Annotated in this window: 26 protein-coding genes; 8 read left to right on the forward strand and 18 right to left on the reverse strand. The window is 66.1% G+C overall.

What is annotated here, in order from left to right; all coding sequences use genetic code 11:
- The first annotated feature begins 282 nt into the window (after positions 1–282).
- Positions 283–555: a hypothetical protein gene (locus IB235_RS07560; RefSeq protein ID WP_192336256.1), complete on the forward strand. Its 273-nt coding sequence runs from the start codon at positions 283–285 to the stop codon at positions 553–555.
- A gap of 6 nt (positions 556–561) precedes the next feature.
- Here IB235_RS07560 and IB235_RS07565 read toward each other — a convergent pair whose 3' ends face one another.
- Positions 562–2,376: an ABC-F family ATP-binding cassette domain-containing protein gene (locus IB235_RS07565; RefSeq protein ID WP_192336257.1), complete on the reverse strand. Its 1,815-nt coding sequence runs from the start codon at positions 2,374–2,376 to the stop codon at positions 562–564.
- Between the two features lie 42 nt (positions 2,377–2,418).
- Positions 2,419–3,387, reverse strand: a complete 969-nt coding sequence (locus IB235_RS07570) for a serine hydrolase (protein ID WP_192336258.1) — start codon at positions 3,385–3,387, stop codon at positions 2,419–2,421.
- A gap of 145 nt (positions 3,388–3,532) precedes the next feature.
- Between IB235_RS07570 and IB235_RS07575 the strand changes: the two genes are divergently transcribed.
- Genes IB235_RS07575 through recR form a run of 3 tightly spaced genes read left to right on the forward strand, consistent with a single transcriptional unit; the run spans position 3,533 to position 6,263 of the window.
- Complete coding sequence (locus IB235_RS07575) at positions 3,533–5,311, forward strand: DNA polymerase III subunit gamma/tau (protein WP_192336259.1); 1,779 nt, start codon at positions 3,533–3,535, stop codon at positions 5,309–5,311.
- 3 nt (positions 5,312–5,314) lie between these two features.
- Positions 5,315–5,659: a YbaB/EbfC family nucleoid-associated protein gene (locus IB235_RS07580; protein WP_155039520.1), complete on the forward strand. Its 345-nt coding sequence runs from the start codon at positions 5,315–5,317 to the stop codon at positions 5,657–5,659.
- 1 nt (position 5,660) lies between these two features.
- Entirely contained in the window at positions 5,661–6,263 is a 603-nt protein-coding gene (gene recR, locus IB235_RS07585) for a recombination mediator RecR (RefSeq protein WP_155039521.1), read from the forward strand.
- A 145-nt stretch (positions 6,264–6,408) separates the two neighbouring features.
- Here the strand turns inward: recR and IB235_RS07590 are convergent, their stop codons facing one another.
- The 4 genes from IB235_RS07590 to IB235_RS07605 form a co-directional block, all read right to left on the reverse strand.
- Positions 6,409–6,855, reverse strand: a complete 447-nt coding sequence (locus IB235_RS07590) for an Hsp20 family protein (RefSeq protein ID WP_192336260.1) — start codon at positions 6,853–6,855, stop codon at positions 6,409–6,411.
- A 114-nt stretch (positions 6,856–6,969) separates the two neighbouring features.
- Positions 6,970–8,250 carry a glycolate oxidase subunit GlcF gene (gene glcF, locus IB235_RS07595; protein WP_192336261.1) on the reverse strand — a complete coding sequence of 427 codons (1,281 nt, stop codon included), beginning with the start codon at positions 8,248–8,250 and terminating at the stop codon, positions 6,970–6,972.
- Between the two features lie 6 nt (positions 8,251–8,256).
- Entirely contained in the window at positions 8,257–9,285 is a 1,029-nt protein-coding gene (locus IB235_RS07600; protein WP_192336262.1) for an FAD-binding protein, read from the reverse strand.
- Positions 9,275–10,720: an FAD-linked oxidase C-terminal domain-containing protein gene (locus IB235_RS07605; RefSeq protein ID WP_192336263.1), complete on the reverse strand. Its 1,446-nt coding sequence runs from the start codon at positions 10,718–10,720 to the stop codon at positions 9,275–9,277. The genes IB235_RS07600 and IB235_RS07605 overlap by 11 nt, the downstream gene beginning before the upstream one ends.
- Before the next feature lie 127 nt (positions 10,721–10,847).
- On the opposite strand from IB235_RS07605, the gene IB235_RS07610 reads away from it, so the two are divergent.
- Positions 10,848–11,552: a DUF599 domain-containing protein gene (locus IB235_RS07610; RefSeq protein ID WP_155039526.1), complete on the forward strand. Its 705-nt coding sequence runs from the start codon at positions 10,848–10,850 to the stop codon at positions 11,550–11,552.
- Here IB235_RS07610 and IB235_RS07615 read toward each other — a convergent pair.
- From IB235_RS07615 to IB235_RS07660, 10 genes are all read right to left on the reverse strand, one after another.
- Positions 11,514–12,710 (reverse strand): MFS transporter, encoded by a 1,197-nt coding sequence (locus tag IB235_RS07615; RefSeq protein ID WP_155039527.1) that lies wholly within the window; start codon positions 12,708–12,710, stop codon positions 11,514–11,516. The genes IB235_RS07610 and IB235_RS07615 overlap by 39 nt on opposite strands.
- Before the next feature lie 108 nt (positions 12,711–12,818).
- On the reverse strand, positions 12,819–13,601 hold the full coding sequence (locus IB235_RS07620; protein ID WP_192336264.1) for a crotonase/enoyl-CoA hydratase family protein: 783 nt from the start codon (positions 13,599–13,601) through the stop codon (positions 12,819–12,821).
- On the reverse strand, positions 13,598–14,452 hold the full coding sequence (locus tag IB235_RS07625; protein ID WP_192336265.1) for a hydroxymethylglutaryl-CoA lyase: 855 nt from the start codon (positions 14,450–14,452) through the stop codon (positions 13,598–13,600). Before IB235_RS07625 ends, IB235_RS07620 begins: the two co-directional genes overlap by 4 nt.
- Complete coding sequence (locus IB235_RS07630) at positions 14,439–15,104, reverse strand: glutathione S-transferase (RefSeq protein WP_192336266.1); 666 nt, start codon at positions 15,102–15,104, stop codon at positions 14,439–14,441. The genes IB235_RS07625 and IB235_RS07630 overlap by 14 nt, the downstream gene beginning before the upstream one ends.
- Positions 15,097–17,022, reverse strand: coding sequence for an acetyl/propionyl/methylcrotonyl-CoA carboxylase subunit alpha (locus IB235_RS07635; RefSeq protein WP_192336267.1), 1,926 nt, complete (start codon positions 17,020–17,022; stop codon positions 15,097–15,099). Before IB235_RS07635 ends, IB235_RS07630 begins: the two co-directional genes overlap by 8 nt.
- Before the next feature lie 79 nt (positions 17,023–17,101).
- Entirely contained in the window at positions 17,102–17,602 is a 501-nt protein-coding gene (locus IB235_RS07640; RefSeq protein WP_192336268.1) for an O-acetyl-ADP-ribose deacetylase, read from the reverse strand.
- Positions 17,599–17,973 (reverse strand): ASCH domain-containing protein, encoded by a 375-nt coding sequence (locus tag IB235_RS07645; RefSeq protein ID WP_192336269.1) that lies wholly within the window; start codon positions 17,971–17,973, stop codon positions 17,599–17,601. Before IB235_RS07645 ends, IB235_RS07640 begins: the two co-directional genes overlap by 4 nt.
- Before the next feature lie 3 nt (positions 17,974–17,976).
- Positions 17,977–19,581, reverse strand: coding sequence for a carboxyl transferase domain-containing protein (locus IB235_RS07650; RefSeq protein WP_192336270.1), 1,605 nt, complete (start codon positions 19,579–19,581; stop codon positions 17,977–17,979).
- Positions 19,578–20,036 carry a lysozyme inhibitor LprI family protein gene (locus IB235_RS07655; protein WP_192336271.1) on the reverse strand — a complete coding sequence of 153 codons (459 nt, stop codon included), beginning with the start codon at positions 20,034–20,036 and terminating at the stop codon, positions 19,578–19,580. The genes IB235_RS07650 and IB235_RS07655 overlap by 4 nt, the downstream gene beginning before the upstream one ends.
- The gene (locus tag IB235_RS07660; protein WP_225612124.1) at positions 20,033–21,178 is read right to left on the reverse strand and encodes an isovaleryl-CoA dehydrogenase; all 1,146 of its coding nucleotides are present in this window, start codon (positions 21,176–21,178) and stop codon (positions 20,033–20,035) included. The genes IB235_RS07655 and IB235_RS07660 overlap by 4 nt, the downstream gene beginning before the upstream one ends.
- A gap of 169 nt (positions 21,179–21,347) precedes the next feature.
- On the opposite strand from IB235_RS07660, the gene IB235_RS07665 reads away from it, so the two are divergent.
- A complete protein-coding gene (locus IB235_RS07665) occupies positions 21,348–21,884 on the forward strand; it encodes a histidine phosphatase family protein (RefSeq protein ID WP_225612109.1) in 537 nt (178 codons plus the stop codon).
- Here the strand turns inward: IB235_RS07665 and hemC are convergent, their stop codons facing one another.
- Positions 21,885–22,832, reverse strand: coding sequence for a hydroxymethylbilane synthase (gene hemC, locus IB235_RS07670; RefSeq protein ID WP_192336274.1), 948 nt, complete (start codon positions 22,830–22,832; stop codon positions 21,885–21,887).
- A 75-nt stretch (positions 22,833–22,907) separates the two neighbouring features.
- Between hemC and hemE the strand changes: the two genes are divergently transcribed.
- Entirely contained in the window at positions 22,908–23,936 is a 1,029-nt protein-coding gene (gene hemE / locus IB235_RS07675; RefSeq protein ID WP_192336275.1) for a uroporphyrinogen decarboxylase, read from the forward strand.
- Position 23,937: 1 nt separating this feature from the next.
- A complete protein-coding gene (locus IB235_RS07680; protein WP_192336276.1) occupies positions 23,938–24,816 on the forward strand; it encodes a DMT family transporter in 879 nt (292 codons plus the stop codon).
- Here IB235_RS07680 and IB235_RS07685 read toward each other — a convergent pair.
- The gene (locus IB235_RS07685; RefSeq protein WP_192336277.1) at positions 24,803–25,399 is read right to left on the reverse strand and encodes a LysE family translocator; all 597 of its coding nucleotides are present in this window, start codon (positions 25,397–25,399) and stop codon (positions 24,803–24,805) included. The genes IB235_RS07680 and IB235_RS07685 overlap by 14 nt on opposite strands.
- Positions 25,400–25,409: the final 10 nt, after the last annotated feature.

Here is a 25,409-nt window from a genome sequence, read left to right on the forward strand (position 1 = left end):
CTGCACTTTTTGGGCAGGTCGTTTCCGGTCAGGGCGGGCGGACCGGGTTTCAACCCGTCCATTTTTCGAGGGCGCGTTAGCCATTTTGACGGAAAGCGACTTGCCCCCTGTTCGCGGGACAGGATCTAACTCAGCCCCGGTGGGCTTCGGTTCAGCGTTCGATTTTCGCGAACCAGGAATAATTCCCCACGAGAGCAAAACTGAAGTCAGCCCGCGCTGTCTTGCGAGGCAATCACGAGTTTCGCCACTCACTGGAACGGGCTGAGGACGTTATCAATTTCCTTGAAGCGCACGCAGCTTTCAGGCGTCGAACTCGACAGGAAGACCTTCGGCGATGATTACGGCGAACCGCTGAAGATCAAGCGCATGCTGAAACTGGCCAATGTCATCGCCTCAATCGCGAATCTTTTCATCAGGAACGACGCGGTCCGCTACCGCGTCGCGATCGATGACCAGAAAAGCGACCTCCAGTTCCTGAAGGGGCATTACCGCAGGACCGACGGTCACCATCTGCCCCCTTGGCCTAAGGTATCCGCGACGGATTTCGCAATCTAAGCCGCCTTAGACCGCGTCCTTTTCGGCCAGTTCCAGCCATTCCTCCTCGGCCGCAACCAACGCTGCCTGCCGTTCGGCCAGACCTTCGCTGGCCTTGGCGAACTTCGCCGGCGCGGTCGAGAACAGGTCGGGCTGGGCCAGGAATTCGTTCAACTTGCCGATCTCGGCCTCCAGCCGCTCCATGACGCCGGGCAGCGATTCCAGCCGCTTCTTCTCGGTGAAGCTCAGGCCAGATTTCGAGACTTGCGGCTTGGTATCGGGTTTCGCCGGAGCAGCCGCGACCGTTTTCGTCACCTCGGATGCGGGGCTGTCCTCAGGGCGTTGCGCGCGGTAATCCGACCAACCGCCCGGATAGATCACGGCGCGGCCGTCACCCTCCATCGCGACGGTGGTGGTGGCCACGCGGTCGATGAAATCACGGTCGTGGCTGACCAGCAGCACGGTCCCGTCATATTCGCCAAGGATATCCTGCAGCAGGTCCAGCGTTTCCACGTCCAGATCGTTGGTCGGTTCGTCCAGCACCAGCAGGTTCGAGGGCCGTGCCATGATCCGCGCCAGCAGCAGCCGCGCCTTTTCGCCGCCCGAGAGGCTGCCCACGGGCGCACGAGCCTGCGCCTCGTCGAACAGGAAGTCCTTCAGATAGGCCACGACATGCTTGGGATTGCCGCGCACCATGACCTGATCCGCGCGTCCCGAAACCCGCATCTCGGGGTCTCCGGTCAGCGCATCCCACAGGCTGACCGTCTCATCAATGGCGCTGCGGGCCTGATCAAAGATGGCGATATCCAGATTGGTGCCCAGCTTGATCTCACCCTCATCCGGGGCGATCTCGCCGGTCAGCATCTTGATCAGCGTGGTCTTGCCCGCGCCATTCGGACCGACAAAGGCCACACGGTCGCCGCGCAGCACGCGCAGGTCGAAAGGCTTCAGGATGGTGCGATCACCGAAGGCCTTGGAAATGCCCTTGGCGTCGATCACGCGCTTGCCCGATTGCTGGCCGGATTCCAGTTCCATCAAGGCGGTGCCCTGACGGCGGATCTGGCCGGCGCGTTCGTCGCGCAGCGCCGCCAGCGCACGGACGCGGCCTTGGTTGCGCTTGCGACGGGCGCTGATGCCTTCGACGGCCCAGCGCGCCTCGGCCTTGATCTTGCGGTCCAGCTTGTGGCGGGCGTCGTCCTCGGCGGCCCAGACCGTCTCGCGCCAATCCTCGAAATGCTCGAAGCCGCGTTCCTGACGGCGGACCTCGCTGCGGTCGATCCACAGCGTCGCGCGGGTTAGCGCGCGCAGGAAGGCGCGGTCGTGGCTGATCAGGACGAAACCGGCCTTGGTCGTGGAAAGCTGCTCTTCCAGCCAGCCGATCGCTTCGATGTCCAGATGGTTGGTCGGCTCGTCCAGCAACATCAGCTCCGGCGCTTCGGCCAGCAGCCGGGCCAGCGCCGCACGGCGACGCTCACCACCCGAGGCGGTGGTTACGGCACGGTCGGGGTCGAATTTCAGCCCCTCGGCTGCCATTTCGACGCGGTAATCCTCGCCGTCATGCAGGCCCGCGCGGGCGAAATCGCCCAAGGTCGCATAGCCCGACAGGTCGGGGTCCTGCTCCATATAGCCGACCTTGACGCCGGCGGGCGTGACGACCTGACCGCTATCAGGCTCGACCAGACCGGCCATGACCTTCATCAGCGTGGACTTACCCGAGCCGTTGCGGCCAACCAGCGCCAGCCGGTCGCCCTGCTGGACGGTCATGTTCAGACCGTCAAAGACGGGATTGCCGCCGAAGGTCAGCGAAATATCGGTGAGTTGCAAAAGGGGTGCGCGTGCCATGAGGCGCAGATATGCTGCGCCGCAGCCCGGGTCAACGCCCGCTCACAGGCTTTGCACCAGATCGCCTGCCAGCGCATGCAATTCCGTCCGGTAGCCCGTGCGCGCCGAAGGCTGGTCCGGGTCCGAGGTCATGGCGATCGCCACCGGCACGGCCCCCGGAAAGACATAGATCATCTGCCCGCCATAGCCCCAGCCATAGCGCACCTCGCGTCCGCCGATCCGGCTGATGAACCAGCCATAGCCGTATTGCTCGCCGCTGAAGATCGATCGCGTGCGCGGCTGCCAGCTTGCCTCGATCCAGGTCGCCGGAATCACCCCCTGCCCGCCCTGCGCATAGGCCGCGCCAAAGGCCATCAGGCTGCGCGTCGACATCGCCATCTGGTTGCCGCCCAGATAGATCCCCTGCGGATCACGCTCCCATGCCGTAATGGCAAAGCCGGGAATCTTCAGCCAGTCCCGCGCCAGCCCCAAGGTGGACTTGCCCCCGGCCCTGGTCAGCATGGCCGAGACCAGATGGCTCGATGCGGTGGAATATTGCATCCTTCCGCCCGGCGCGGTCTCGAACGGGGCGGAAAGCGCCGCGCGTACCCAGTTCGGGCTGCTGACCCAGCGCCCGTAATTCGGACCCGACTGGCGCTGCAATCCCGCCTGCATCGACAGCAGATGGCCCAGCGTCAGCGACGCCATCCGCGGATCGGGCTCTGACGGCAGGTCGCGCGCCAGCACCTCATCCACCCGCTGGTCCGGACCGGAAAAAACACCCCTCGCAATCGCGACCCCCGCCAACGCCGAGATCACCGATTTCGAGGCAGACTTGATATTGGTCGGCTGGTCTGGTCCATAGCCGCGATAACCCTGCGCCGCGACTTCCTCGCCATCACGCCAGATGGCAATGGCGCGCAGCGGCTGCATGGTCCCGGCGTCCTGCAACAGCCCGACGGCCGTCGCCCGCGCCAGACGCGGCGCGGCCAGCAGGGCGGTGGCGGCGAGGATCAGGGAACGACGCTTCATGCCCTGATCATGCCGCCCTTTGCGCCCCTGCGATACAGGCACCCGGTCAATTCTCCGTTTGCCAAATACCCATTCCTGACCCCGCGCAAAGGTTGCCGCCCTGTCGACCCGCGTCTAATGTATCGCGGCAGAGAAAAGGCGGACCATGAGCGAAAGCGAAAAGACCTATCAAGTTCTGGCGCGGAAATACCGCCCTGAAACCTTCGCCGACCTCGTGGGTCAGGACGCGATGGTGCGGACGCTCAGGAACGCCTTTGAGGCCTCGCGCATCGCGCAGGCCTTCATCATGACCGGCATTCGCGGCACCGGGAAAACCACGACCGCCCGGATCATCGCCAAGGGGCTGAACTGCACCGGCCCCGATGGCAATGGCGGCCCCACGACCGAGCCCTGCGGCACCTGCGAACATTGCGTGGCGATCTCTGAGGGACGCCATGTCGACGTGCTTGAAATGGACGCGGCATCCCGGACCGGGGTCAACGACATCCGCGAGATCATCGAAAGCGTGCATTACCGGGCGGCCTCGGCCCGCTACAAGATCTACATCATCGACGAAGTCCACATGCTGTCGACCAGCGCCTTCAACGCGCTCTTGAAGACGCTTGAGGAACCGCCGCCGCATGTGAAATTCATCTTCGCCACCACCGAAATCCGCAAGGTTCCGGTCACGGTGCTGTCGCGCTGCCAGCGCTTCGATTTGCGCCGGATCGAACCCGAGGTGATGATCGCGCTGCTGCGCCGCATCGCCTCGGCGGAAAGCGCGGAAATCACCGATGACGCGCTGGCACTGATCACCCGCGCGGCGGAAGGGTCTGCGCGTGACGCGACCAGCCTTCTGGATCAGGCGATCAGCCACGGCGCGGGCGAAACCACCGCCCCGCAGGTCCGCGCCATGCTGGGTCTGGCCGACCGTGGCCGCGTCCTCGACCTCTTCGACATGATCCTGCGCGGTGCCGCCGCCGAGGCGCTGGCTGAACTGCAGGCGCAATATGCCGACGGCGCCGACCCCATGGCGGTGCTGCGCGATCTGGCCGAGATCACCCATTGGATCTCGATCGTCAAAATCACCCCCGAGGCGATCGACGACCCGACCATCGGCCCCGATGAGCGCGCCCGCGGTCAGGACATCGCCACCCGCATCCCGATGCGCGCCCTGACCCGTCTGTGGCAGATGCTGCTGAAAGCGCTGGAAGAGGTGGGTCAAGCCCCGAACGCGATGATGGCCGCCGAAATGGCGATCATCCGCCTTACTCATGTCGCCGACCTGCCCGACCCCGAGGCGCTGATCCGCAAGGTTCAAGCCTCGGCCGCAGCGGGCGAATTCAGCCGCGCGCCCTCGGCCCCCGCGCAGCGTCCAGCCGACGCCCCGCGCATGGCCGCCCCCCGCGCGCCCATCGCCGCCCGCCCCGATGGCGGCGCGCTGGCCATTGCGGTTTCACCCGATGCGATGGCGGCCTTCCCGGATTTCGAATCCGTCATCGAACTCATCCGCCGGATGCGCGACATGAAGCTGCTGCTGGATGTCGAGGATCATCTGCGCCTTGTCCGCTACTCGCCCGGCCGGATCGAGTTCCAGCCGACCGACAATGCCCCGCGCGACTTCCCCCAGCGTCTGGCCGAGCGTCTGCGCGGCTGGACCGGCGGGCAACGCTGGGCGGTGACGGTGGTTTCCGATGGTGGCCAGCCCACGATCAGCGAACAGCGCGCCGCACGCGAGGTCGCAGCCCGCCTCCGCGCCATGGAGAACCCGACGGTTCAGGCGATCTTCGCGACCTTCCCGACTGCAAAAATCACCGCAATCCGCCCGGTTCCCACCCCGCCCCCGGTTGAAAACCCCGCTGGCGAGGATAAATCCCCCCATGACCTGACCGAAGGCCCGGTAGCCGAGGTCGAGGAATGGGACCCTTTCGAGGACGAGGAATAAGACATGTTCAAAGGCCTGGGCGATATGGGCGATCTGTCAAAGATGATGGAAGCCGCGCAGCAGATGCAAACCAAGATGACCGAGATGCAGGACGGGCTGACCCGCCTGACCGTCACCGGCGAGGCCGGCGGCGGTCTGGTCAAGGCCACGGCCACCGCCAAGGGCGAGCTGACCGGTCTCGACATCGACCCGTCGATCTTCCGTTCGGAAGACAAGGAAGTGGTCGAGGACCTGATCCTTGCCGCGATCAAGGACGCGCAGCGCCGCGCCACCGACAAGGCAGCCGAGGAAATGGCCCGCCTGACCCGCGAACTGGGCCTGCCCGCCGACATGAAGATGCCCTTCTGACATGGCCACTGGCCCCGGCGACGACATCGAGACGCTGATCACGACGATGGCGCGCCTGCCGGGGCTTGGCCCCCGCTCGGCGCGCCGCGTCGTCCTGCACCTGATCCGCAAGCGCGCGGGTCAAATGGCGCAGCTGGCCAGCCTCATGGCCAATGTCGCCGAAAGCGCCCGCGAATGCGTGGCCTGCGGCAATATCACCCAATCCGACCTCTGCCCGATCTGCACCGACCCCGCCCGCGCCACCGGCGAGATCTGCGTGGTGACCGAGGTCGCCGATCTATGGGCGTTGGAACGCGGCCGCGCCTTCAAGGGCCGCTACCATGTTCTGGGCGGCAGCCTGTCGGCATTGGATGAAATCGGCCCGGACGACCTGCGCATCCCGCAACTTATCGCCCGCATCGCGGACGAACATGTCTCCGAGGTCATCCTTGCGCTCTCGGCCACGGTCGAGGGCCAGACCACCGCGCATTACATCGCCGACAGCCTGGCCGTGACCGGCGTCACCATCACCGGGCTTGCCCAAGGTGTCCCGATCGGGGGCGAACTCGACTATCTCGACGACGGCACCATCACCGCCGCCCTGCGCGCCCGCCGCAAGTTCTGAAACGACAAAAGGCGCTGCATCCGGGATGCAACGCCTTGATTTCACCGTTCCACAAATATCCTAGAGGGTGAGGCTTGGCCGGAAAAGGTCCGGGGGACTTTTTCCAAAGCCGAACGGGGGCAAGGCCCCCGCCGCCAAGCCGGGATCAGGAGTCCAGCTTCTCGACCGCCTTCAGCGTCTTCGCGATCTCGATCCGGCGCGGTTTCAGCGCTTCGGGGATCTCGCGGATCAGGTCGATGTTCAGCATCCCGTCCTCATGGCTCGCGCCATCGACGCGGACATGATCGGCCAAGGTGAAGCGGCGCTCAAAGGCGCGGGTCGCGATGCCACGATGCAGGAAGGTCCGGCCTTCATCCTCGGCGGATTTCCGGCCCGAGACGATCACCGCGCCGTCCTTGACCTCGACATTCAGGTCATCGGCACCAAAGCCTGCAACAGCGATCGAGATGCGATAGGCATTCTCGCCGGTCTTCTCGATATTATAGGGGGGATAGCTCGCGATATCGGCCGACAGGGCACGGTCCATGACGTCAGCCATGCGGTCAAAACCGACCGAGGCACGATAAAGCGGGGTCAGATCAAAGTTGCGCATTTTCGCATCCTTCTTCAAGCGATACAAAGGCTTGCCCCCCTATGCGGGCGGGCAGGTCCGTCGGCGCCCTTGGGCCCTCCGACAAGACTTAGCTAGGAATGCGCGGGCCCCGTTTCAAGCCTCGGCCAAAGCGCGGGGCTTTGGTCCGCCCGTGGCCCAATCCAGCAACTCGACCGTATGGACGACCGGCACGCCAGTCCCCGATCCGATCTGCATCATGCAGCCGATATTGCCCGCCGCGATCACCTGCGGCGATGTCGCCTCAAGCGTTGCGACCTTGCGGCGCTTGAGTTCCCCCGACAGTTCCGGCTGCAGCAGGTTGTAGGTCCCTGCCGATCCGCAGCACAGATGCGGGTTTTCCGGCTCAACCACGTTGAAACCTGCCTTTGTCAGCAGCGTCTTGGGCGTGGTCTTGATCTGTTGGCCATGCTGCAGCGAACAGGCCGAGTGATAGGCGACGCGCAGCGCATCGGTCTTGCCTTCGGGCAGACCATGCGCGTCCAGAAACTCGGTCACGTCACGCGCCAGCCGTGCCACACGCTCGGCCTCGGGCTGCATCGGATCGCCTGCGAAGATCTTGCCGTAATCCTTGACCGTGGTGCCGCAACCCGAGGTGTTGATGATGATCGCGTCCAACTCCCCCGCCGCGAGGAAGCCGCGAATAGTGGCGCGGGCGGAATGCAGCGCGTCCTCTTCGCGGCCCATGTGATGGGTCAGCGCGCCGCAGCAACCGAAGGCCTCGGGGATCACCACCTCGCAGCCCGCACGACGCAGCAAACGGATGGTCGCGTCGTTGATATCGGTGTTCAGCGCCCTTTGCGCACAGCCGGGCATCAGGGCCACCCGCGCCCGCCTCGCGCCAGTGGGCGCGAAGACCTGCCCCTGATCGTTGCGGCTGACCGGCGGGAACTGTTTCGGCGCCATCGCCAGCATCGCCCGCAGACGCGGATCGGGCATCAGACCGGCGAATGGCCGCGCGATCTTGGCACCCAGCAGCGCCAGCCGGAAACGCCCCTGATAGGGCAGCACTTTCGCCAGCATCCAGCGCAGGGCGCGATCCCGCCACGGGCGGCGATAGGTCTTTTCGACATGGATGCGGGCATGGTCGATCAGATGCATGTAGTCCACGCCCGAGGGGCAGGTGGTCATGCAGCTAAGGCAACTCAGGCAGCGGTCCAGATGCTTGACGGTCTTTTCATCCGCATCGCGCCCGTTTTCCAGCATGTCCTTGATCAGGTAGATGCGGCCCCTCGGGCTGTCGAGTTCGTCGCCCAGCACTTGGTAAGTGGGACAGGTCGCCGTGCAGAAGCCGCAATGGACACAGGCGCGCAGGATCTTGTTCGAACGCGCGACCAGCGGGTCCTTGAGCTGCTCTTCGGTGAAATTCGTCTGCATGGAACCCTAGCTGGCAAAAATCCGGCGAGGGTCAAACCGCTCGCTCAGGCTGGCATTGAGGCGCGCGACCACCGGGTCGGGCAAAGGCAGGGTCAGGGCCGCGGCCCCGCTGACGCGGATCGCATGGCCCGACCATTTCGGCAACGCGGGCACCTCGCCCGCAGGCAGGGCCACCCAGATCAGGCTGCCACCCCAGTCGACCGCCAAGGGTTGTGGCAGGGTCGCCAACAGCACGGGCGCCTCGGACGGGCGGCAGATGATGCGCCATAGATCGCCCTCGGGGGCGGTGGGAACCATGCGGGACCAGCTTGCGCCATCGCCCTCGGCCACTTCGCCAAAACCCGCCAGTTTTTCAGTCAAGGCGCGGCGACGGATGGCGACGGAACCTTCCAGCCCCTCGATACGGATCAGCGCGCCCTGCCCCGGAAACCATGCCGCGCCCGAGACATCGTATGGCCCGGTCAGCGCGGTGGTCAGTGCGGCGACCGATCCCGCCGCATCCAAGCCCGGCAAGGCCAAAGTGGCCACGCAAGGCGGGATCGGCGCGGTTTTCAGTGCCACCTCGGTCAGCACGCCCAGACGCCCCCGCGATCCGGCCATCAGCTTGACCAGATCGTAGCCGGTGACGTTTTTCATCACCCGCCCGCCATTCTTGACGATCTCGCCCTGCCCGTTGACATAGCGCACGCCCAACAGCGCATCGCGGCAGGCCCCCGCTTGCACCCGGCGCGGACCCGAGGCATTGGCCGCGACCACGCCCCCGATGGTCGAGCGGGGACGGGCATCGGGCTCAAAGGCCAGCATCTGGCCCTCGGCAGCCAGCGCCGCCTGCACCTCGGCCAAGGGCGTGCCCGCACGCACCACCAGCGTCAGCGCGGCGGGCTCATAAAGCACCACCCCGCGCAGGCCCGAGACATTCAGCCGCTCGCCCTGCCCCTCGCCGGGATTGAGCCGCGTCCCGCCACCGATCGGCGACAGGGGCGCGCTGGCAGAACGGATCAGCTGGGACAGATCGTCCTCGGTTTCAGGCCGCATTGCGGATGCCCTCGCGACGGGGGGCCGAGACGGCCAGCGGAAAGACCTTGGCCGCATTCAGCAGCCAATGCGGGTCGAAGACATCCTTGACCCGCATCTGCGCCTCAAGGTCGATATCGGTGAACTGGGTCGTCATCAGCTCGCGCTTTTCGACGCCGACGCCATGTTCGCCGGTCAGGCAGCCGCCGACCTGAACGCACAGCTTCAGGATTTCGGCCCCCAGTGCCTCGCAGCGTTCCAGATCGCCGGGCTGGTTGGCATTGTACAGGATCAGCGGATGCATGTTGCCGTCGCCCGCGTGGAAGACATTGGCCACGTCCAGCCCGAATTCCGCCGACAGACGCGCGATTCCGGCCAGAACCTCGGGCAGCGCGCTGACAGGGATGGTGCCGTCCAGACACATGTAGTCGTTGATCTGCCCCATCGCGCCAAAGGCCGATTTCCGGCCCAGCCAGATGCGGCGGGATTCGTCCTCGGATTTGCTTTCGCGGAACTCGATCGGGGAAAAGCGCGCCGCAATATCCCCGATCAGGCGCAGCTGTTCGTCGATCTCGGGGGGCGTGCCCTCGACCTCGATGATCAGCAGCGCCTCGCAATCGGGGTAGCCGGCATGGGCGAATTCCTCGGTGGCGCGGATGCAGGGGCGGTCCATGAATTCGATGGCGACGGGCAACACGCCAGCGCGGATAATGGCAGCGACGCAGGCCCCGGCGGTTTCCGAGGCGTCAAAGGCCACCAGCACGGGACGCGCGCCTGCGGGTTTGGGCAGGATACGCAACGTCGCCTCGGTCACGATGCCAAGCTGACCCTCGGACCCGCAGACGACGCCCAGCAGATCCAAGCCCGGTGCCTCACCCATCGGCCCCCCCAACTCGATGACGGAACCGTCCATCAGGACCACGGTCACACCCAGCAGATTGTTGGTGGTGACGCCGTATTTCAGACAATGCGCCCCGCCGGAGTTCATCCCGATATTGCCGCCGATGGCGCAGGCCAATTGGCTGGAGGGGTCGGGCGCGTAAAAGAAGCCCGAAGCGTCCACCGCGCCGGATACGGACAGGTTCGTCCGCCCGGCCTGCACGCGGATGAAACGGTCCTCAAGGCTGGTCTCCAGCACCGCGCTCATGCGCGACAACCCGACGACCACGGCATCTGCCGTCGGCATCGAGCCACCCGCCAAGCTGGTCCCCGCACCGCGCGGGACGACCGGCACCCCCATGTCATGGCAGATGCGCAGGACGGCTGCGACTTCCTCGGTCGTGGTGGGCAGCACCACCGCCAAGGGCGGGCAGCGATAGGCCGACAGCGCATCGCATTCATAGGCGCGCGTCTCGGCCGGGTCGTCGATGACCGCGCCGGGCACGACCTGACGCAGCCGCGCGGCGATAGCCTCGCGGCGTGCAATGACGCGCGGATCGGGCTGGGGCATCTGCATCAGATGCGCGCCCTGTTCCTGTTCGGGATTGCCGCCATTTGCCCCCTCCAACGCAATGGTAACATTGACTGGATAGACCTGCGGCAATGCTCTGGCAACCGCCGAACGGCGCGGCTAGTCTGGCGGCATGGAAAGCAGCAGCGCCCTGATCTCTGGTCCCTTTACCGCAGCCGATCTGGCCGCGGTGGCATGGCTTTTCGTCACCTGGTACGCGGTCGGCTGGTTCACCGAGCACCCGCCCAAGCACTACCCGTCGGTTTCCGTGCTGATGAAGGAATACCGCCGCGAATGGATGCGGCAATTCGTGACGCGCGAGCCGCGGATCTTTGACGGCAATATTCTCGCCTCGCTGCGCGAGGGAACGGCCTTTTTCGCCTCGGCCTGCCTGATCGGCATTGGCGGCGGGCTGGCGCTGATCGGCAATACCGAGCAGCTGGCCGGCGTCGCGCGGCAATTCGACATGGAGCATGTCCCGGCGCTGAAATGGGAAATCAAGATCGTCGTGGCGCTGTTTTTCGTCGCCAATGCCCTGCTGCGCTTCATCTGGTCGCATCGGCTGTTCGGCTATTGCGCGATCATGATGGCCGCCGTCCCGAACAAACCGGACGACCCCCATGCGCTGCCCCGCGCCCTGCAAGCGGCCGAGATCAACATCACCGCCGCCAAAAGCTTCAATTCCGGGCTGCGCTGCGTCTATTTCTCGTTGGGCGCCTTGGGATGGCTGGCCGGACCGCTCTGGCTGTTCATCGCCACGATGGCGGTGCTGGCCATCTCGATCCGGCGGGAATTCGCCTCAGGCTCGCGCCGGGTAATCCTCGAGCGGCTGCCCTGAGGCCCGCGCCTGCCACCAGGCGATTGCCAGAACCACCAGACCCGCCAGCGACAGCCCGACGCCGACCAGCCCCGAGGAACGCCAGCCCCAGCCTGCGGCCAGCGCCATGCCCGCCAGCCAAGGGCCCAGTGCATTCGCGGCGTTGAAGGCGGCATGGTTCATTGCGGCGGCCATGGATTGCGCCTCTCCGGCGACCTCCATCAGGCGCGTCTGCAACGGCACCGCCATCGAGGCCCCGACCCCGATGATGAAGGACGATGCGATCATCAGCACCCAGTTCCCCACCGCCAACGAGGCGATACCCTGCGTCAGCGCCATGAAAACCATCAGGACAAAGGCCGCGCGGAACTCGCCCAGCCGGATCGTCAGCCTTGCCGCGCCGATGCTGCCGATCGTCATGCCGACGCCAAAGGCCGAAAGCAGCGCCGCGACCGCCCATGACGGCGGATTGGTCGTCGCCAGCATCGCTGCCGACAGGAAGGAATAGACCGCAAAGACGCCGCCACAACCGACCGCGCCGACCAGCAGGGTCAGGATCACGGCAGGGTTCTTCAGCGCTTTCAATTCGCCCAGCGGATTGGCCTTGGCCGGTGCACCGACACGCGGTGCCAGGCGCAGGATCAGCCAGCCCGCGATCAGCGCCAGAACGCCCGGCAGCGCAAAGCCCCAGCGCCAGCCCAAGCCCTGCCCCAGCACCCCCGCCAGCGGAACCCCGGCGATATTGGCGATGGTCAGGCCCAGCAGCACCTGTGTCACGCCCTTGGCGCGCTGCTCGCGCGGCAGGGCATCGGCGGCAAACAGCATGGCGACGCCCAGATAGCCGCCATGCGGCAGACCGGCCAGAAAGCGTGTGAAGACCAGCGTGCCATAGCCCGGCAGCACCGCTGCCAGCAGGTTCATCACGCCGTAAACCGCGATCAGCCCCGCCAGATAACGCCGGCGTGGCAGCCTGGCCCCCAGGATCGAGGTGATCGGCGCGCCGACGACCACGCCCAGCGCATAGGCGCTGATGACATGGCCCGCTTGCGGCTCGGTAATGCCCAGATCGCTGGCATACCAAGGCAAAAGCCCCATTGCGGCGAATTCCGAGGTGCCAATGGCGAAGGATCCCAGCCCAAGAGCAAGGATGGCAAGTTTCAGGTGCGGCTGGGGCGGCATGGCGTCACATTCCGGGACTTTGAGGGGAGGGGTAGGTTTGCGATAACAGATCGCCCCTTTCCCTGTCAGTGCGCCCCCGGACAGGCCAGCCTTGCGCCTAGCGCATGGCTAGCTTTGCCATGCCGGTTTTGCCTTAGCAAAGAAGGCGTTGATGCCTTGCTGCGCCTCGTCCCCCTCCCATACAGCAACCAGCGCATCGATGGTGCTGTCGATCACATCCGCGTCGATACGCGGACCAAGGCTGCGCGCAAGGCGTTTCGCCGCCGCCACCGCGCCGGGTGCGCAGGACAGGTAGGGGGCGATTTCGGCCTCAATCGCCCCGTCCAGCGCATCAAGCGCGACAACCCCTGCAATCAGGTCCAGCCGCGTCGCCTCTTCGGCGTCAAAGGCGCGCCCCGACATGAAAACGCGCCGCGCCTTGCCCTCACCCAGCCGCGCCAGCACATAGGGGCCGATGGTCGCGGGGATCAGACCCAGCCGCGTCTCGGTCAGGGCAAAGCGGGCCTGCGGGACCGCTACGGCCACATCGCAGACCGAGATCATGCCGACGCCCCCGCCAAAGGCATTGCCTTGGACCCGCCCGATCAGGGGCTTGGGCAAGGTGTTCAGCGCGTTCAGCATCATCGCAAGTTCCCGCGCCCCTGAACGGCGCGTGTCCGAATCCGCAGCCATCTGGTCCTGCATCCAGCCCAGATCCCCGCCCGCGCAGAATGTCTTACCCTCGGCCGCCAGCACCACCACGCGCACGGCGGGATCGGTGCCAAGGATCTGCGCGGCTTCGGTCAATTCGCGGATCATCTGCGCCGACAGGGCATTGTGCTTGTCAGGCCGTGCCAGCCACAGCGTCGCCACGCCGCGCGCGTCGGTGTCGATGCGGATTGTTTCCATCATTCCCCTCCTCGCAGGGCGCGGGCCATATCCGCAGCCTGTTCGATCACGGCCATGTCCAGTCCGGTGTCATAGCCCAGCGCCGCCAGATGCGCGGCCACGGCTTCGGTCGCGACATTGCCCTTGGCACCCGGCGCATAGGGACAGCCGCCAAGCCCGCCGACGGCGGCGTCAAAGACCCGCAACCCGCGCGCAAGGCTTGCGTCGATATTCTGCAGCGCCCGGCCCGCCGTGTCGTGGTAATGCCCCGCCAGCTTTTCGGCGGGCAACTCATCCAGCACCGCCGACAGCATGGCGTCGATGGTTTCGGGACGGCCTTGTCCGATCGTGTCGCCAAGGCTGACCTCATAGCAACCAATATCGCGCAAAGCGCTTGCGACGCGGGCGACATTGCCGGGCGGCGTCGGCCCATCATAGGGACAATCCGTCACCACGCTGACATAGCCCCGGACCGGAATGCCATCGGCTTGCGCCGCCTGTGCCACCGGGGCGAAGCGCTCCAGACTTTCAGCGATGGTCGCGTTCAGGTTGGCTTTGCTGAACCCTTCCGAGGCCGAGGCAAAGATCGCGACCTCATCCGCACGCGCAGCACGCGCGCCCTCATAGCCCTTCATGTTCGGGGTCAGCACTGCATAGCTGACGCCGGGGGCACGGGTGATCCCCGCCATGACCTCGGCCGCGTCACCCATCTGCGGGACCCATTTCGGAGAGACGAAGCTGGTCACCTCGATCCGGCGAAAGCCTGCGCGGGACAGCAGATCGACCAGCGCGATTTTGTTCGCCGCCGGGATCAGGCGTCTTTCATTCTGCAGCCCGTCGCGCGGGCCCATCTCAAAAATTTCAGCGCGTTGCATCGGGAATCTCGTAGAATTCTCGGGTATAGATCAGGGGCGTTCCGGGCGCCGGAAATGCCGCCTGAAAAGCTGGCCGTGCAGCGCAGCGAGCGGCATAGGCGGCAAGCGCCGGGCGTGCGCTGAAGCGCACGAAACGGGCGGCAAGCCAAACCGAATAGCCGATCTGGCAATCGACACCCGAGAATTCCCCCAGCAGCCAGTCGCGATCCTTCAGCGCTGCTTCAACCAGCCCCAAAGCGCGAGACAGCCGCGCGGCCTCCAGCTTCATCACCGTGGGTGAGCGCTGCCAGTCCTCGCGCAGCATGATGTGGTGCTGGGTCAGGTTGGCCAGATGCTGACCAAGGGTTTCGCCGAAATGCAGCCAGTCCAGCCATGCGGCGCGGTCCGACGCACCCGGCGCGCGGGCAAGATGCGGCGCGCGGGTCTCGCACAGCCATTCGGTGATCGCGCCGGATTCGTGCAAGGTGACGGGGCCGTCCTGCAGCGCCGGGACCCGCCCGACCGGGTGGATTCCCACATAGGGCGGCTGGCGCATCGAGCCGTCGAAGAAATCCAGCGCCTCTACCCGGAAATCGCAGCCGATCTCATGCAGCAGCCACAGCGCCCGCATCGAGCGTGACAGCGGCACATGCCACAGGGTCAGGTCAGTCACTTTCTTCCTCCAGTCGGACCAGCGGGGCACCTGCCTCGACCTGATCGCCCGCCTGCACCAGCACCTCGGCCACATGGCCGTCGCGCCCGGCTGTCAGGCTGTGTTCCATCTTCATTGCCTCAAGGATCGCCAGTCGATCACCCGCCGCGACCTGCTGTCCGGCGGTCACGAACACCGCCTTGACCAGCCCCGGCATGGGCGAGAGCGTCAGCCCTCCCCCGGTCTCGGCCCCGCCGCGCGCCAGTGGATCCAGCGGGGTCAGCGTCAGCGAGCGCCCGCCAAAGACGCTGGTTCCCGCCGCATGGGACACGATCCGCGCCCGTCGAGGCCGGCCATCCACCCACCAGCGTCCGCCCTCATATCCGATCTCATGCGTGGTGCCGTCCAGCGTGACGCGGGCCGCGCCGGGACCAAGAACCTCCAGCACCGCCTCTCCCCCATCCCACGCAATGGTGCGGCGCAGGGGTTGCCACAGGGTGATCCCGCCCCGGATCATCGGATCGTCCAGCCCGGCAAGGCCAAGCACCGCAAGCGCCCGCGTCCCCGGATCCGGCTCGGCGGCCTTGACCAGCGCGGTCAGGTCGCGGGCGATCAGGCCGGTATCCACCTCGCCCTTGCCAAAGCCCTCGTGCCGGGTCAGCGCGATCAGGAAGTCCAGATTGGTGACCGAGCCCGCAACCTCGGTGTCGCAAAGCGCCGCCTCCAATGCGCGCAGGGCGATGGCGCGGGTGGCACCATGCGTGACGACCTTGGCGATCATCGGGTCATACCACGGGCTGATCTGGTCGCCGGGGCGGACGCCAGACTCGATGCGGGCCTGAGCGGGGAAATGCAGATGTGCCAGCGTACCCGTCGCCGGCAGGAAGCCTGCCGGCACATCCTCGGCGTAGAGCCGTGCCTCGAAGGCATGGCCCTTGATCGAGAGTTGCGCCTGCGATGCGGGCAGCGGTTCACCCGAGGCCACGCGCAGCTGCCATTCGACCAGATCCACGCCGGTGATCAGTTCGGTCACCGGATGTTCGACCTGAAGGCGGGTGTTCATCTCCATGAACCAGAAACCGTCGGGGCGAAGACCGTCGCGGCCATCGACGATGAATTCGATGGTGCCTGCGCCCGCGTAATTTATCGCCTCGGCGGCACGGACCGCCGCAGCACCCATGGTGGCGCGCATGTCATCGGTCATGCCAGGGGCCGGGGCTTCCTCGATCACCTTCTGGTGGCGGCGTTGAAGCGAGCAGTCGCGTTCGAAGAGGTGGACCGCGCGTCGGCCGTCGCCAAAGACCTGCACCTCGATATGGCGGGGCTGCTGGATGTATTTCTCGATCAGGACCGAGGGGTTACCGAAGGCGGTAGCGGCTTCGCCCTGCGCGGATTGCAGGGCGGTGGAAAAATCGACGGGGTCCTCCACCAGCCGCATGCCCTTGCCACCACCGCCCGCGACGGCCTTGATCAGCACCGGGTAGCCGATTTGATCCGCCTGATGGGCGAGATGATCCGGGTCCTGATTGGCGCCGTGATAGCCCGGAACGACGGGGACGCCCGCCTGCTGCATCAGCACCTTGGCGGCGTCCTTGAGGCCCATCTGGCGGATCGCTTGCGCCGAGGGGCCGATGAAGATCAGACCCGCTACGGTGACGGCATCGACGAAATCCGGATTCTCGCTCAGAAAACCGTAGCCCGGATGGATCGCCTGCGCGCCGGTATCAAGCGCCGCGCGAATGATCGCGTTGCCGCGCAGGTAGCTGTCGCGGGGCGCGGGGCCGCCGATATGGACGGCCTCATCGGCCAGCGCGACATGGCGGCTGCCACGGTCGGCATCGGAATAGACCGCGACCGTGCGTACCCCCAGCCTGCGGGCGGTGTCGATGACGCGGCAGGCGATCTCGCCGCGATTGGCGATCAGGATTTTCTGGAACATACGGCATCCCGGTTGCTGGGCCCCGAGCCGGGGGTTTCACACCCCCGGACCCCCGTGGGGTATTTCTGAAACGAAGAAATCATCCGAGCGCTCCGGACAGGACACTGGCCGTCTGCGCGTCGAAGGCGACCAGCGTGACGGTCAGGCCAGCGCCATGGCTGCGGATGGTCTGAACGACGATGCTGGCGGCGCGGTCCGGCGGGAAGCCGTAGATCCCGGTCGAGATCGCCGGAAAGGCAATGGTGGTCAGGCCGTGGTGATGGGCAAGAGCCAGGCTGGAACGGTAGGCCGAGGCGAGAAGGTCATCCTCGGACGCGTTGCCGCCCTGCCAGACCGGGCCGACGGTATGGATGACATGGCGGGCAGGCAGATTGTAGCCGCCGGTGATCCGGGCCTGCCCCGTCGGGCAACCGCCGAGCTTACGGCATTCCTCCAGAAGGCCGGGACCGGCAGCGCGGTGGATTGCGCCATCGACGCCGCCACCACCCAGCAGCGTCCGGTTCGCGGCATTGACGATGGCATCGACCCCAAGCGTGGTGATGTCGCCTTGCCAGACGCGGATCAGGGGCTGGGCGGTCATGCCAGCACCTCGACCAGCCGGAAACGCTCGCAGACCAGCACCATATCCGGGTCATAGCCACCATTGCGGCTGAAATAGGCGATATGGCCCTGACGCCAGTCGTCGAAATCGCCCTCGCCCTCGGCCAGGGCGAAATCCTCGGGGACATCGCAGAAGCGGCGGAGCGTGACCTCGGTGGTTTCGATGATCAGGGCCGGGTTGCCGTCCCAGTCCAGCGCCACATCGCGACGGCCCACCTGCGGTACGGGCTCGGCATCGTCGAAATCGCGCAAGGCGCCGCAGGTGGCGGTCTTGGCACCAGAGCGGACCAGCGCCAGAAGCTGGTCGCACAGCTCACGCGAGTCGCCGAATTTGAAGCTGACCTGTGTCATCCGTCACATCCTGAAAATGCCGAAGCGGGTCGGCTGGATCGGGGCGTTCAGGCTGGCGCGCAGCGACAGGGACAGCACATCGCGGGTCTTGCGTGGGTCGATCACCCCATCGTCCCAGAGCCGGGCCGAGGCGTAAAGCGGGTGGCTTTGGCGTTCGAACATCTCGATGGTGGGCCGCTTGAACTCGACCTCATCCTCGGGGGACCATGTGCCACCCGCACGTTCAATACCGTCGCGGCGGACGGTGGCCAGCACCCCTGCCGCCTGTTCGCCCCCCATGACCGAGATGCGGGAGTTCGGCCAGGTCCACAGGAAGCGCGGCGAATAGGCGCGCCCCGACATGCCGTAATTCCCCGCGCCGAAGCTGCCACCCACCAGCATGGTGATTTTCGGCACATTGGTCGTCGCCACCGCCGTCACCATCTTGGCGCCGTGGCGCGCGATGCCTTCGTTTTCGTATTTGCGCCCGACCATGAAGCCGGTGACGTTTTGCAGAAAGACCAGCGGGATGTTCCGCATCGAGCAAAGCTCGATGAAATGTGCGCCCTTCTGCGCCGCTTCCGAAAAAATCACGCCGTTATTGGCAACGATGCCGATGGGGCAGCCTTCCAGATGGGCAAAGCCCGTGACCAAGGTCTCGCCGAAGCGGGCCTTGAATTCGTCAAAGCGCGAGCCGTCGACAACGCGGGCGATCACCTCGCGGATGTCATAGGGGGTGCGCAGATCGGCGGGGACCACGCCGAGGATGTCGCCCGGGTCATAGGCGGGTGCTTCGGGCGATTGCCATTGCACCGTCTGCGGCCGGGGTCGGTTCAAATTGCCGATGGCGCGGCGGGCGATGGCAAGGGCATGGGCATCATCCTCGGCCAGATAATCGGCCACGCCCGACAGGCGCGTATGCACATCGCCGCCGCCCAGATCCTCGGCGCTGACAACCTCGCCGGTGGCGGCGCGGACCAAAGGCGGGCCTGCCAGAAAGATCGTGCCCTGATTCTTGACGATGATGGTCACGTCGGACATGGCCGGGACATAGGCCCCGCCCGCCGTGCAGGACCCCATGACCACCGCAATCTGCGGGATGCCCATGGCCGACATCTGCGCCTGATTATAGAAGATGCGCCCGAAATGGTCGCGGTCGGGAAAGACCTCGTCCTGATTGGGCAGGTTCGCGCCGCCGCTATCGACCAGATAGACACAGGGCAGATGGCATTCCTGCGCGATCTCTTGTGCGCGCAGGTGTTTCTTCACTGTCATCGGGTAATAGGTGCCACCCTTGACCGTCGCGTCATTGGCGACAACCATCACGTCCTGACCATGAACCCGGCCAATGCCTGCGATCACCCCGGCACAGGGGGCCGCGTCGTCATACATGCCATGAGCCGCGGTCGCGCCGATTTCTAGAAAGGCAGAGCCGGGGTCCAGCAGGTTCGCCACCCTTTCGCGTGGCGGCATCTTGCCCCGGCTGACATGGCGTTCCAGCGCCTTGGCACCGCCCCCCGCCGCCGCACTCAGCGCGGCCTCGCGGATGGTGGACAACGCGGTCAGATGCGCCTCGCGATTGGCGCGGAACGTATCCGAGGACGGCAGGGCATTGGATGAAAGCTTCATGGTTCCCGCATGTTCCTGAGTTCAAGGGCACGGTGCGCCGTATGCTGCATCCGGCAATTGGCCGAGGCGATGCTGCGCATGCTGCCGCCCTCAAAACGGTCATAGGCGATCTGGCAATCGGCATCGCGCAGCGCGATCCAGCCCCTCTGCGCGACCTGCAACTGATCGCTGATGCCGGGAATCTTGGCGAACTGGTCGCGGGTCGCCTTATATTCGCGGTTCAGGATCGTGTCCCATTCCGCGGCCTCGGCCATGGCGCAACTGCTGATGCCGACGGTGGTCGAGCCCACCTTCGCCTCGCAGATCCCGGCGGCCATGCCGATGCAGTCGGGATCGACCGCGCCGGGCGGGGCCTTGTCGAAACAGGCCGCGATCACGGATTTGTCGACCTGCGCGTCCTGCGCCCATGCCGACACGGGCAGCAGGGCCAGAACCAAGGCGAAATGCACCCTCATGCCAGATCCATCAGCTGGCGGCCGATCAGCATGCGGCGGATTTCGGATGTGCCCGCGCCGATCTCCATCAGCTTGGCATCGCGGAACAGGCGGCTGACGGTGCTGTCGTTCAGGAAGCCCGCGCCGCCCAGCGCCTGCACCGCCTGATGGGCCTGAACCATCGCCTGTTCGCTGGCGTAAAGCACCGCGCCCGCCGCATCCTGACGGGTGACGCGGCCCGCATCGCAGGCACGCGCGACCTCATAGACATAGGCGCGGGCGGTGTTCAGCGCGACATACATGTCGGCGATCTTGCCCTGCATCAGCTGGAACGATCCGATCGGCTGGCCGAATTGCTTGCGGTCGCGGACATAGGGCATCACCTCGTCCAGACAGGCGGCCATGATGCCGGTCCCGATGCCCGACAGCACCAGCCGTTCGTAATCCAGCCCCGACATCAGCACGCGCACGCCGCGCCCCTCGCCGCCCAGCACGTTTTCGAACGGCACTTCGCAATTTTCAAAGATCAGCTCACCGGTATTCGAGCCTCGCATGCCCAGCTTGTCGAAATGCGGGCTGGTCGAGAAACCCGCCATGCCACGTTCCACGATGAATGCGGTGATGCCTTTGCTGCCCGCATCCGGGTCGGTCTTGGCATAGACGACCAGCGTATCGGCGTCAGGCGCGTTGGTGATCCAGTATTTGTTACCGTTCAGCACGTAGCGGTCATTGCGCTTTTCCGCCCGCAGCTTCATCGAGACGACATCGCTGCCCGCGCCTTCCTCGGACATGGCCAGCGCGCCGACCGTCTTGCCGCTGCACAGGCCGGGCAGGTATTTCGCGCGCTGCTCATCGGTGCCGTTCAGCTTGATCTGGTTCACGCACAGATTCGAATGCGCACCATAGGACAGGCTGATGCTGGCACTGGCGCGGGCGATTTCCTCGGTCGCGACGACATGGGCCAGATAGCCCATGCCCGCCCCACCCCATTCCTCGGGGACGGTGATGCCCAGCAGGCCCAGCTCGCCCATTTCCGACCATAGATCGTTGGGAAAGGCGTTCTGGCGGTCAACCTCGGCGGCAATGGGTTTCAGCCGCTCCTGCGCCCAGCGATGTACCATCTCGCGCAGCGCATTCACGTCCTCGCCCAGATCGAACTCCATCCCCGAAGTGAACAAGCGCCAACCCTCCCAGTTATTGAACAAACGTTCATTTAATCTGTTTATGAGGGCCCCGCCCGCCCCCGTCAAGGCATCTGGATGCTGCGCCGCGCTCCCTGAGTCGGGCAAGCCCGCCGTTGACTTGTGCTGGCCGCCGCGCGATCCCATGCAGATGAGCCAGACCGCCCGCCTGCTGATCGCCCGACATGCCCCATTGGCCCAACCGGGGCTGGCGGGACGGCGGGATGTGGCGGCGGATTGCTCGGACCGGGCGGCGCTGAACTGGTTGCGCGGGCAGTTGCAGGCGGAGCAGGTCTGGTCCAGCCCCGCCCTGCGCTGCCGCCAGACCTGCGACGCGATGGGATTCGGGCCGCAACTCATCCCGGCGCTGTGGGAGCAGGATTTCGGCAAGTGGGAGCGGGACGGAGCGCCCGATCTGGGCGAGATGTCACCCGAGGCGCTGGCCGCCCATTGGCCCGATCAGGGCGAAAGTTTTCTGGACATGGCCGCGCGGGTGCAGCCGGTTCTGAACGCGGCGCGCGGAACCGTCGCCATCATCGCCCATGCCGGCACGGTGCGCGCGGGGCTGGCGATGGCGGTTGGCCCGAGCGCGCTGTCATTCTCGGTGGCGCCGCTATCGCTGACGATCCTCATCCGCCATCCGGGCGGCTGGGCCGTGGAATGCGTGAACCGGCTGGCGCCCGGCTGATTACGCAGGCTTCCAGTCGAAAAAGTCCGAAGGCGCGCGGGACAGCAATTCACTGGCCAGATCCTCGCCCATGGCGGGACCGTCGGCGGGATTACCGAAGCGCTCGGCGGCAATGACCTCGCCCCCATCGGGGCGCAGGATCTCTCCGCGCAGGCGCAGCCCACCCTCGACCAGTTCGGCCAGCCCGGCAATGGGGGTCTGGCACGAGCCGTCAAGGCGGCGCAGGAAGGCGCGCTCGGCCTCGACCCGCAGGGCCGAAGGAGCGTGATTGATCGCGGCCAGCAACGCGGCCGCACGATCGTCCAAGGCGCGACGTTCGACACCGATGCAGCCCTGCGCCACGGCGGGCAGCATGTCGTCAGGCTCAACCGCGCCGCGTGCGACATGGGTCATGCCCAGCCGCGCCAGACCCGCCATGGCAAGAAAAGTCGCAACAGCAACGCCATCTTCAAGCTTTTTCAGACGTGTCTGGACGTTTCCTCGAAACTCGACCAGTTGCAGGTCAGGCCGCCGCGCCGCCAGTTGCGCCCGACGGCGCAGGCTGGACGACCCCACCACCGCGCCCTGCGGCAGGTCGGCGATGCTGGCAAAATCCCGCGACACAAAGGCGTCGCGCACATCCTCGCGCGGCAGGTAGCAATCGATCAGCAGGCCATCGGGCTGAACCGTCGGCATATCCTTCATCGAATGCACGGCGATGTCGATTTCGCCCGCGGTCAGGGCGTCCTCGATCTCGCGCGTGAACAGGCCCTTGCCGCCGATCTCTTTCAGCGGGCGGTCCAGCACGCGGTCGCCGGTGGTCTTGATCACCACGATTTCGAATGCATCCAGCGGCAGGTCATGCGCCGCCATCAGCCGGTCGCGGGTTTCATGCGCCTGCGCCAAGGCCAGCGCCGAGCCGCGCGTGCCGATGCGTAAAGGGGTCCGGGGGTCGGGCATCTGGGTCATGCACAAGGGCTTAGCGCCCGCCCGCGCCCTTGACAACGGGGACACGCACGCCATGAAGGCCCGAGCGAGGTGAACATGACCCAGAAAACCATCCTGCGCGCCCTTGCGGGGGAACGCCTGCCTACCCCTCCGGTGTGGATGATGCGCCAGGCTGGGCGCTACCTGCCCGAATACCGCGCCACCCGCGCGCAGGCGGGTGACTTCCTGTCGCTGTGCTACAACCCGGATCTGGCCGCCGAGGTGACGCTGCAGCCGATCCGCCGCTACGGTTTCGACGCGGCGATCCTGTTTGCCGACATTTTGCTGATCCCGCAGGCACTGGGGCTGGACCTGTGGTTCGCGACCGGCGAAGGGCCGCGCCTGTCCACCATCACCCACGCCGATCAGGTCGCCGCACTGAAGCCCGTGGACGCGATCCACGAGACGCTGTCCCCGATCTATGAAACCGTCCGCATCCTTGCCCGCGAATTGCCGCGTGAAACCACGCTGATCGGCTTTGCGGGCGCTCCTTGGACGGTCGCGACATACATGATCGCCGGTCGCGGCACGCCCGATCAAGGCCCCGCCCATGCTTTCAAGGCCGCCGACCGCGCCGCCTTCACTGCGCTGATCGACCGCGTGACCGAGGCGACCATCGCCTACCTCTCGGCCCAGATCGAGGCCGGGGCCGAGGTCGTCAAGCTGTTCGACAGCTGGGCCGGATCGCTCAAGGGACAGGATTTCGACGATTTCGCGCTGGAGCCCGCCCGCCGCATCATCGCCGCGTTGAAGGCCAAGCACCCCGACACCCCGATCATCGCCTTCCCGCGCGAGGCTGGCCCCCGCTATGCCGGATTCGCACGCGCGGTCGGGGCCGATTGCGTGGCGCTGGACAATTCCGTCAGCGCGGATTGGGCGGCAGCCGAGGTGCAGAAGGATGGCTGCGTGCAGGGCAATCTGGACCCGCGGCATCTTGTCACGGGCGGCGAGGCGCTGGCGACCGAGACCCGGCGCATCGTGCAGGCCTTCTCGAACGGGCCCCATATCTTCAACCTCGGCCATGGCATCACCCCCGATGCCGACCCCGACAACGTCCACCGCATGCTGGAAGCGGTCCGGGACTGATATGCTTTGGATTGCGGCCACGCTGATCGCCTCGGCGGCGCAGACGGCACGCAATGCCGCCCAGCGCGGGCTGACAGCCCAAGTCGGCACGATCGGCGCAACGGCGGTGCGCTTCATCTTTGGCCTGCCCTTCGCGGCGGCCTTTCTGGCGCTGTGGTCGCTGTGGAAGCCGATCCCCCTGCCCGACCTGACGGTGCTAGGCTGGGTGGTGCTGGGCAGTACCGCCCAGATCGCGGCGACAGCGCTGATGCTGCTGACGATGAAGACCCGCGGCTTTGGCGTCACCACCGCGCTGCTGAAGACCGAGCCGGTGACGCTGGCGCTGATCGGCGCACTGATCCTGTCCGAGCCGCTGGGCCCGGCGCGACTGGCCGCGATTGGGACCGCAACCCTTGGGGTCATGCTGATCTCGGGCACGGACTGGCGCGGCGGCGGATGGCGCGCGGTCACTCTCGGCATCGGTGCAGGCGTGCTGTTCGGTCTGTCGGCGATCGGGTTCCGGGGCGGAATCCTTGCTTTGCCGGACGGGGATCAGGCCACCCGCGCCGCCACCGTGCTGCTGATCAGCCTGTCGCTGCAAAGCCTGATCATGCTGGTCTGGCTGGGGGTGGCGGATCGCCGCGCGCTGACCGGCATTGCCCGCAACTGGCGGGATTCGCTGCGTGCGGGCTTTCTGGGCGCTTTCGCCTCACTGTTCTGGTTTCTGGGCTTTGCGCTGACGGCTGCGGCCAATGTGCGAACCTTGGCCTTGGTCGAGGTCCTGATGGCGCAGCTGGTATCCGGTCGCATCCTGCGCGAGGGCACGAGGCCACGCCAACTGGTTGGCATGGCCATGGTCGTGGCGGGCGTAGCTGGCCTGATCGCGGTCAGTGCCCGGTGATTACCGGCAGGACAGACAGCACCAGCAGCCCGGCCATCGCCCAGTTGAACAACCGCAACCGCCGCGGATCTTGCAGGACGCCGCGCAACCCCTGCCCCATTGCCGCCCAGATCGCGACCGACGGCAGGTTGACCAGCGTAAAGACCAGCGCCACGGCGAACTCTCCGCCCGCCCCGGCCGAATAGGCCGAGAGCGCGCCCAGCGCCATCATCCACGCCTTGGGATTGACCCATTGAAAGGCGCAGGCCGCCAGAAAGCTCATCGGCCGGGCGGTGCTTGCAGCGGAATCGGATTGCGGCGCTGCCGAGCCCGCGATCTTCCATGCCAGCCATAACACATAGGTAAGGCTAACCCACTTCATCACTTGCGCGATGGCCGGGTTGGCGGTGATGATCTGCGCAATCCCCAGCCCGAGGAGAGCCACCATCGCCCCGAATCCCAGCGCCACCCCCAGCATATGCGGCAGCGTCCGGCGCAAGCCGAAATTCGCCCCCGAGGCCATCAGCATCAGGTTGTTCGGCCCCGGCGTGACCGAGGTCACGAAGGCAAAGGCGACAAGGGCAAGAAGGACGTGTTGGGACATGGGATGGATC

The sequence above is a fragment of the Paracoccus sp. PAR01 genome (genome assembly GCF_014851995.1).
GTDB lineage: Bacteria > Pseudomonadota > Alphaproteobacteria > Rhodobacterales > Rhodobacteraceae > Paracoccus > Paracoccus litorisediminis.

Coding starts and splice junctions, on each gene's coding strand:
- IB235_RS07565 (WP_192336257.1), bottom strand. CDS start 2,376: ATGGCACGCGCACCCCTTTTGCAACTCACCGATATTTCGCTGACCTTC.
- IB235_RS07570 (WP_192336258.1), bottom strand. CDS start 3,387: ATGAAGCGTCGTTCCCTGATCCTCGCCGCCACCGCCCTGCTGGCCGCG.
- IB235_RS07575 (WP_192336259.1), top strand. CDS start 3,533: ATGAGCGAAAGCGAAAAGACCTATCAAGTTCTGGCGCGGAAATACCGC.
- IB235_RS07580 (WP_155039520.1), top strand. CDS start 5,315: ATGTTCAAAGGCCTGGGCGATATGGGCGATCTGTCAAAGATGATGGAA.
- recR (WP_155039521.1), top strand. CDS start 5,661: ATGGCCACTGGCCCCGGCGACGACATCGAGACGCTGATCACGACGATG.
- IB235_RS07590 (WP_192336260.1), bottom strand. CDS start 6,855: ATGCGCAACTTTGATCTGACCCCGCTTTATCGTGCCTCGGTCGGTTTT.
- glcF (WP_192336261.1), bottom strand. CDS start 8,250: ATGCAGACGAATTTCACCGAAGAGCAGCTCAAGGACCCGCTGGTCGCG.
- IB235_RS07600 (WP_192336262.1), bottom strand. CDS start 9,285: ATGCGGCCTGAAACCGAGGACGATCTGTCCCAGCTGATCCGTTCTGCC.
- IB235_RS07605 (WP_192336263.1), bottom strand. CDS start 10,720: ATGCAGATGCCCCAGCCCGATCCGCGCGTCATTGCACGCCGCGAGGCT.
- IB235_RS07610 (WP_155039526.1), top strand. CDS start 10,848: ATGGAAAGCAGCAGCGCCCTGATCTCTGGTCCCTTTACCGCAGCCGAT.
- IB235_RS07615 (WP_155039527.1), bottom strand. CDS start 12,710: ATGCCGCCCCAGCCGCACCTGAAACTTGCCATCCTTGCTCTTGGGCTG.
- IB235_RS07620 (WP_192336264.1), bottom strand. CDS start 13,601: ATGATGGAAACAATCCGCATCGACACCGACGCGCGCGGCGTGGCGACG.
- IB235_RS07625 (WP_192336265.1), bottom strand. CDS start 14,452: ATGCAACGCGCTGAAATTTTTGAGATGGGCCCGCGCGACGGGCTGCAG.
- IB235_RS07635 (WP_192336267.1), bottom strand. CDS start 17,022: ATGTTCCAGAAAATCCTGATCGCCAATCGCGGCGAGATCGCCTGCCGC.
- IB235_RS07640 (WP_192336268.1), bottom strand. CDS start 17,602: ATGACCGCCCAGCCCCTGATCCGCGTCTGGCAAGGCGACATCACCACG.
- IB235_RS07645 (WP_192336269.1), bottom strand. CDS start 17,973: ATGACACAGGTCAGCTTCAAATTCGGCGACTCGCGTGAGCTGTGCGAC.
- IB235_RS07650 (WP_192336270.1), bottom strand. CDS start 19,581: ATGAAGCTTTCATCCAATGCCCTGCCGTCCTCGGATACGTTCCGCGCC.
- IB235_RS07655 (WP_192336271.1), bottom strand. CDS start 20,036: ATGAGGGTGCATTTCGCCTTGGTTCTGGCCCTGCTGCCCGTGTCGGCA.
- IB235_RS07660 (WP_225612124.1), bottom strand. CDS start 21,178: ATGGAGTTCGATCTGGGCGAGGACGTGAATGCGCTGCGCGAGATGGTA.
- IB235_RS07665 (WP_225612109.1), top strand. CDS start 21,348: ATGAGCCAGACCGCCCGCCTGCTGATCGCCCGACATGCCCCATTGGCC.
- hemC (WP_192336274.1), bottom strand. CDS start 22,832: ATGACCCAGATGCCCGACCCCCGGACCCCTTTACGCATCGGCACGCGC.
- hemE (WP_192336275.1), top strand. CDS start 22,908: ATGACCCAGAAAACCATCCTGCGCGCCCTTGCGGGGGAACGCCTGCCT.
- IB235_RS07680 (WP_192336276.1), top strand. CDS start 23,938: ATGCTTTGGATTGCGGCCACGCTGATCGCCTCGGCGGCGCAGACGGCA.
- IB235_RS07685 (WP_192336277.1), bottom strand. CDS start 25,399: ATGTCCCAACACGTCCTTCTTGCCCTTGTCGCCTTTGCCTTCGTGACC.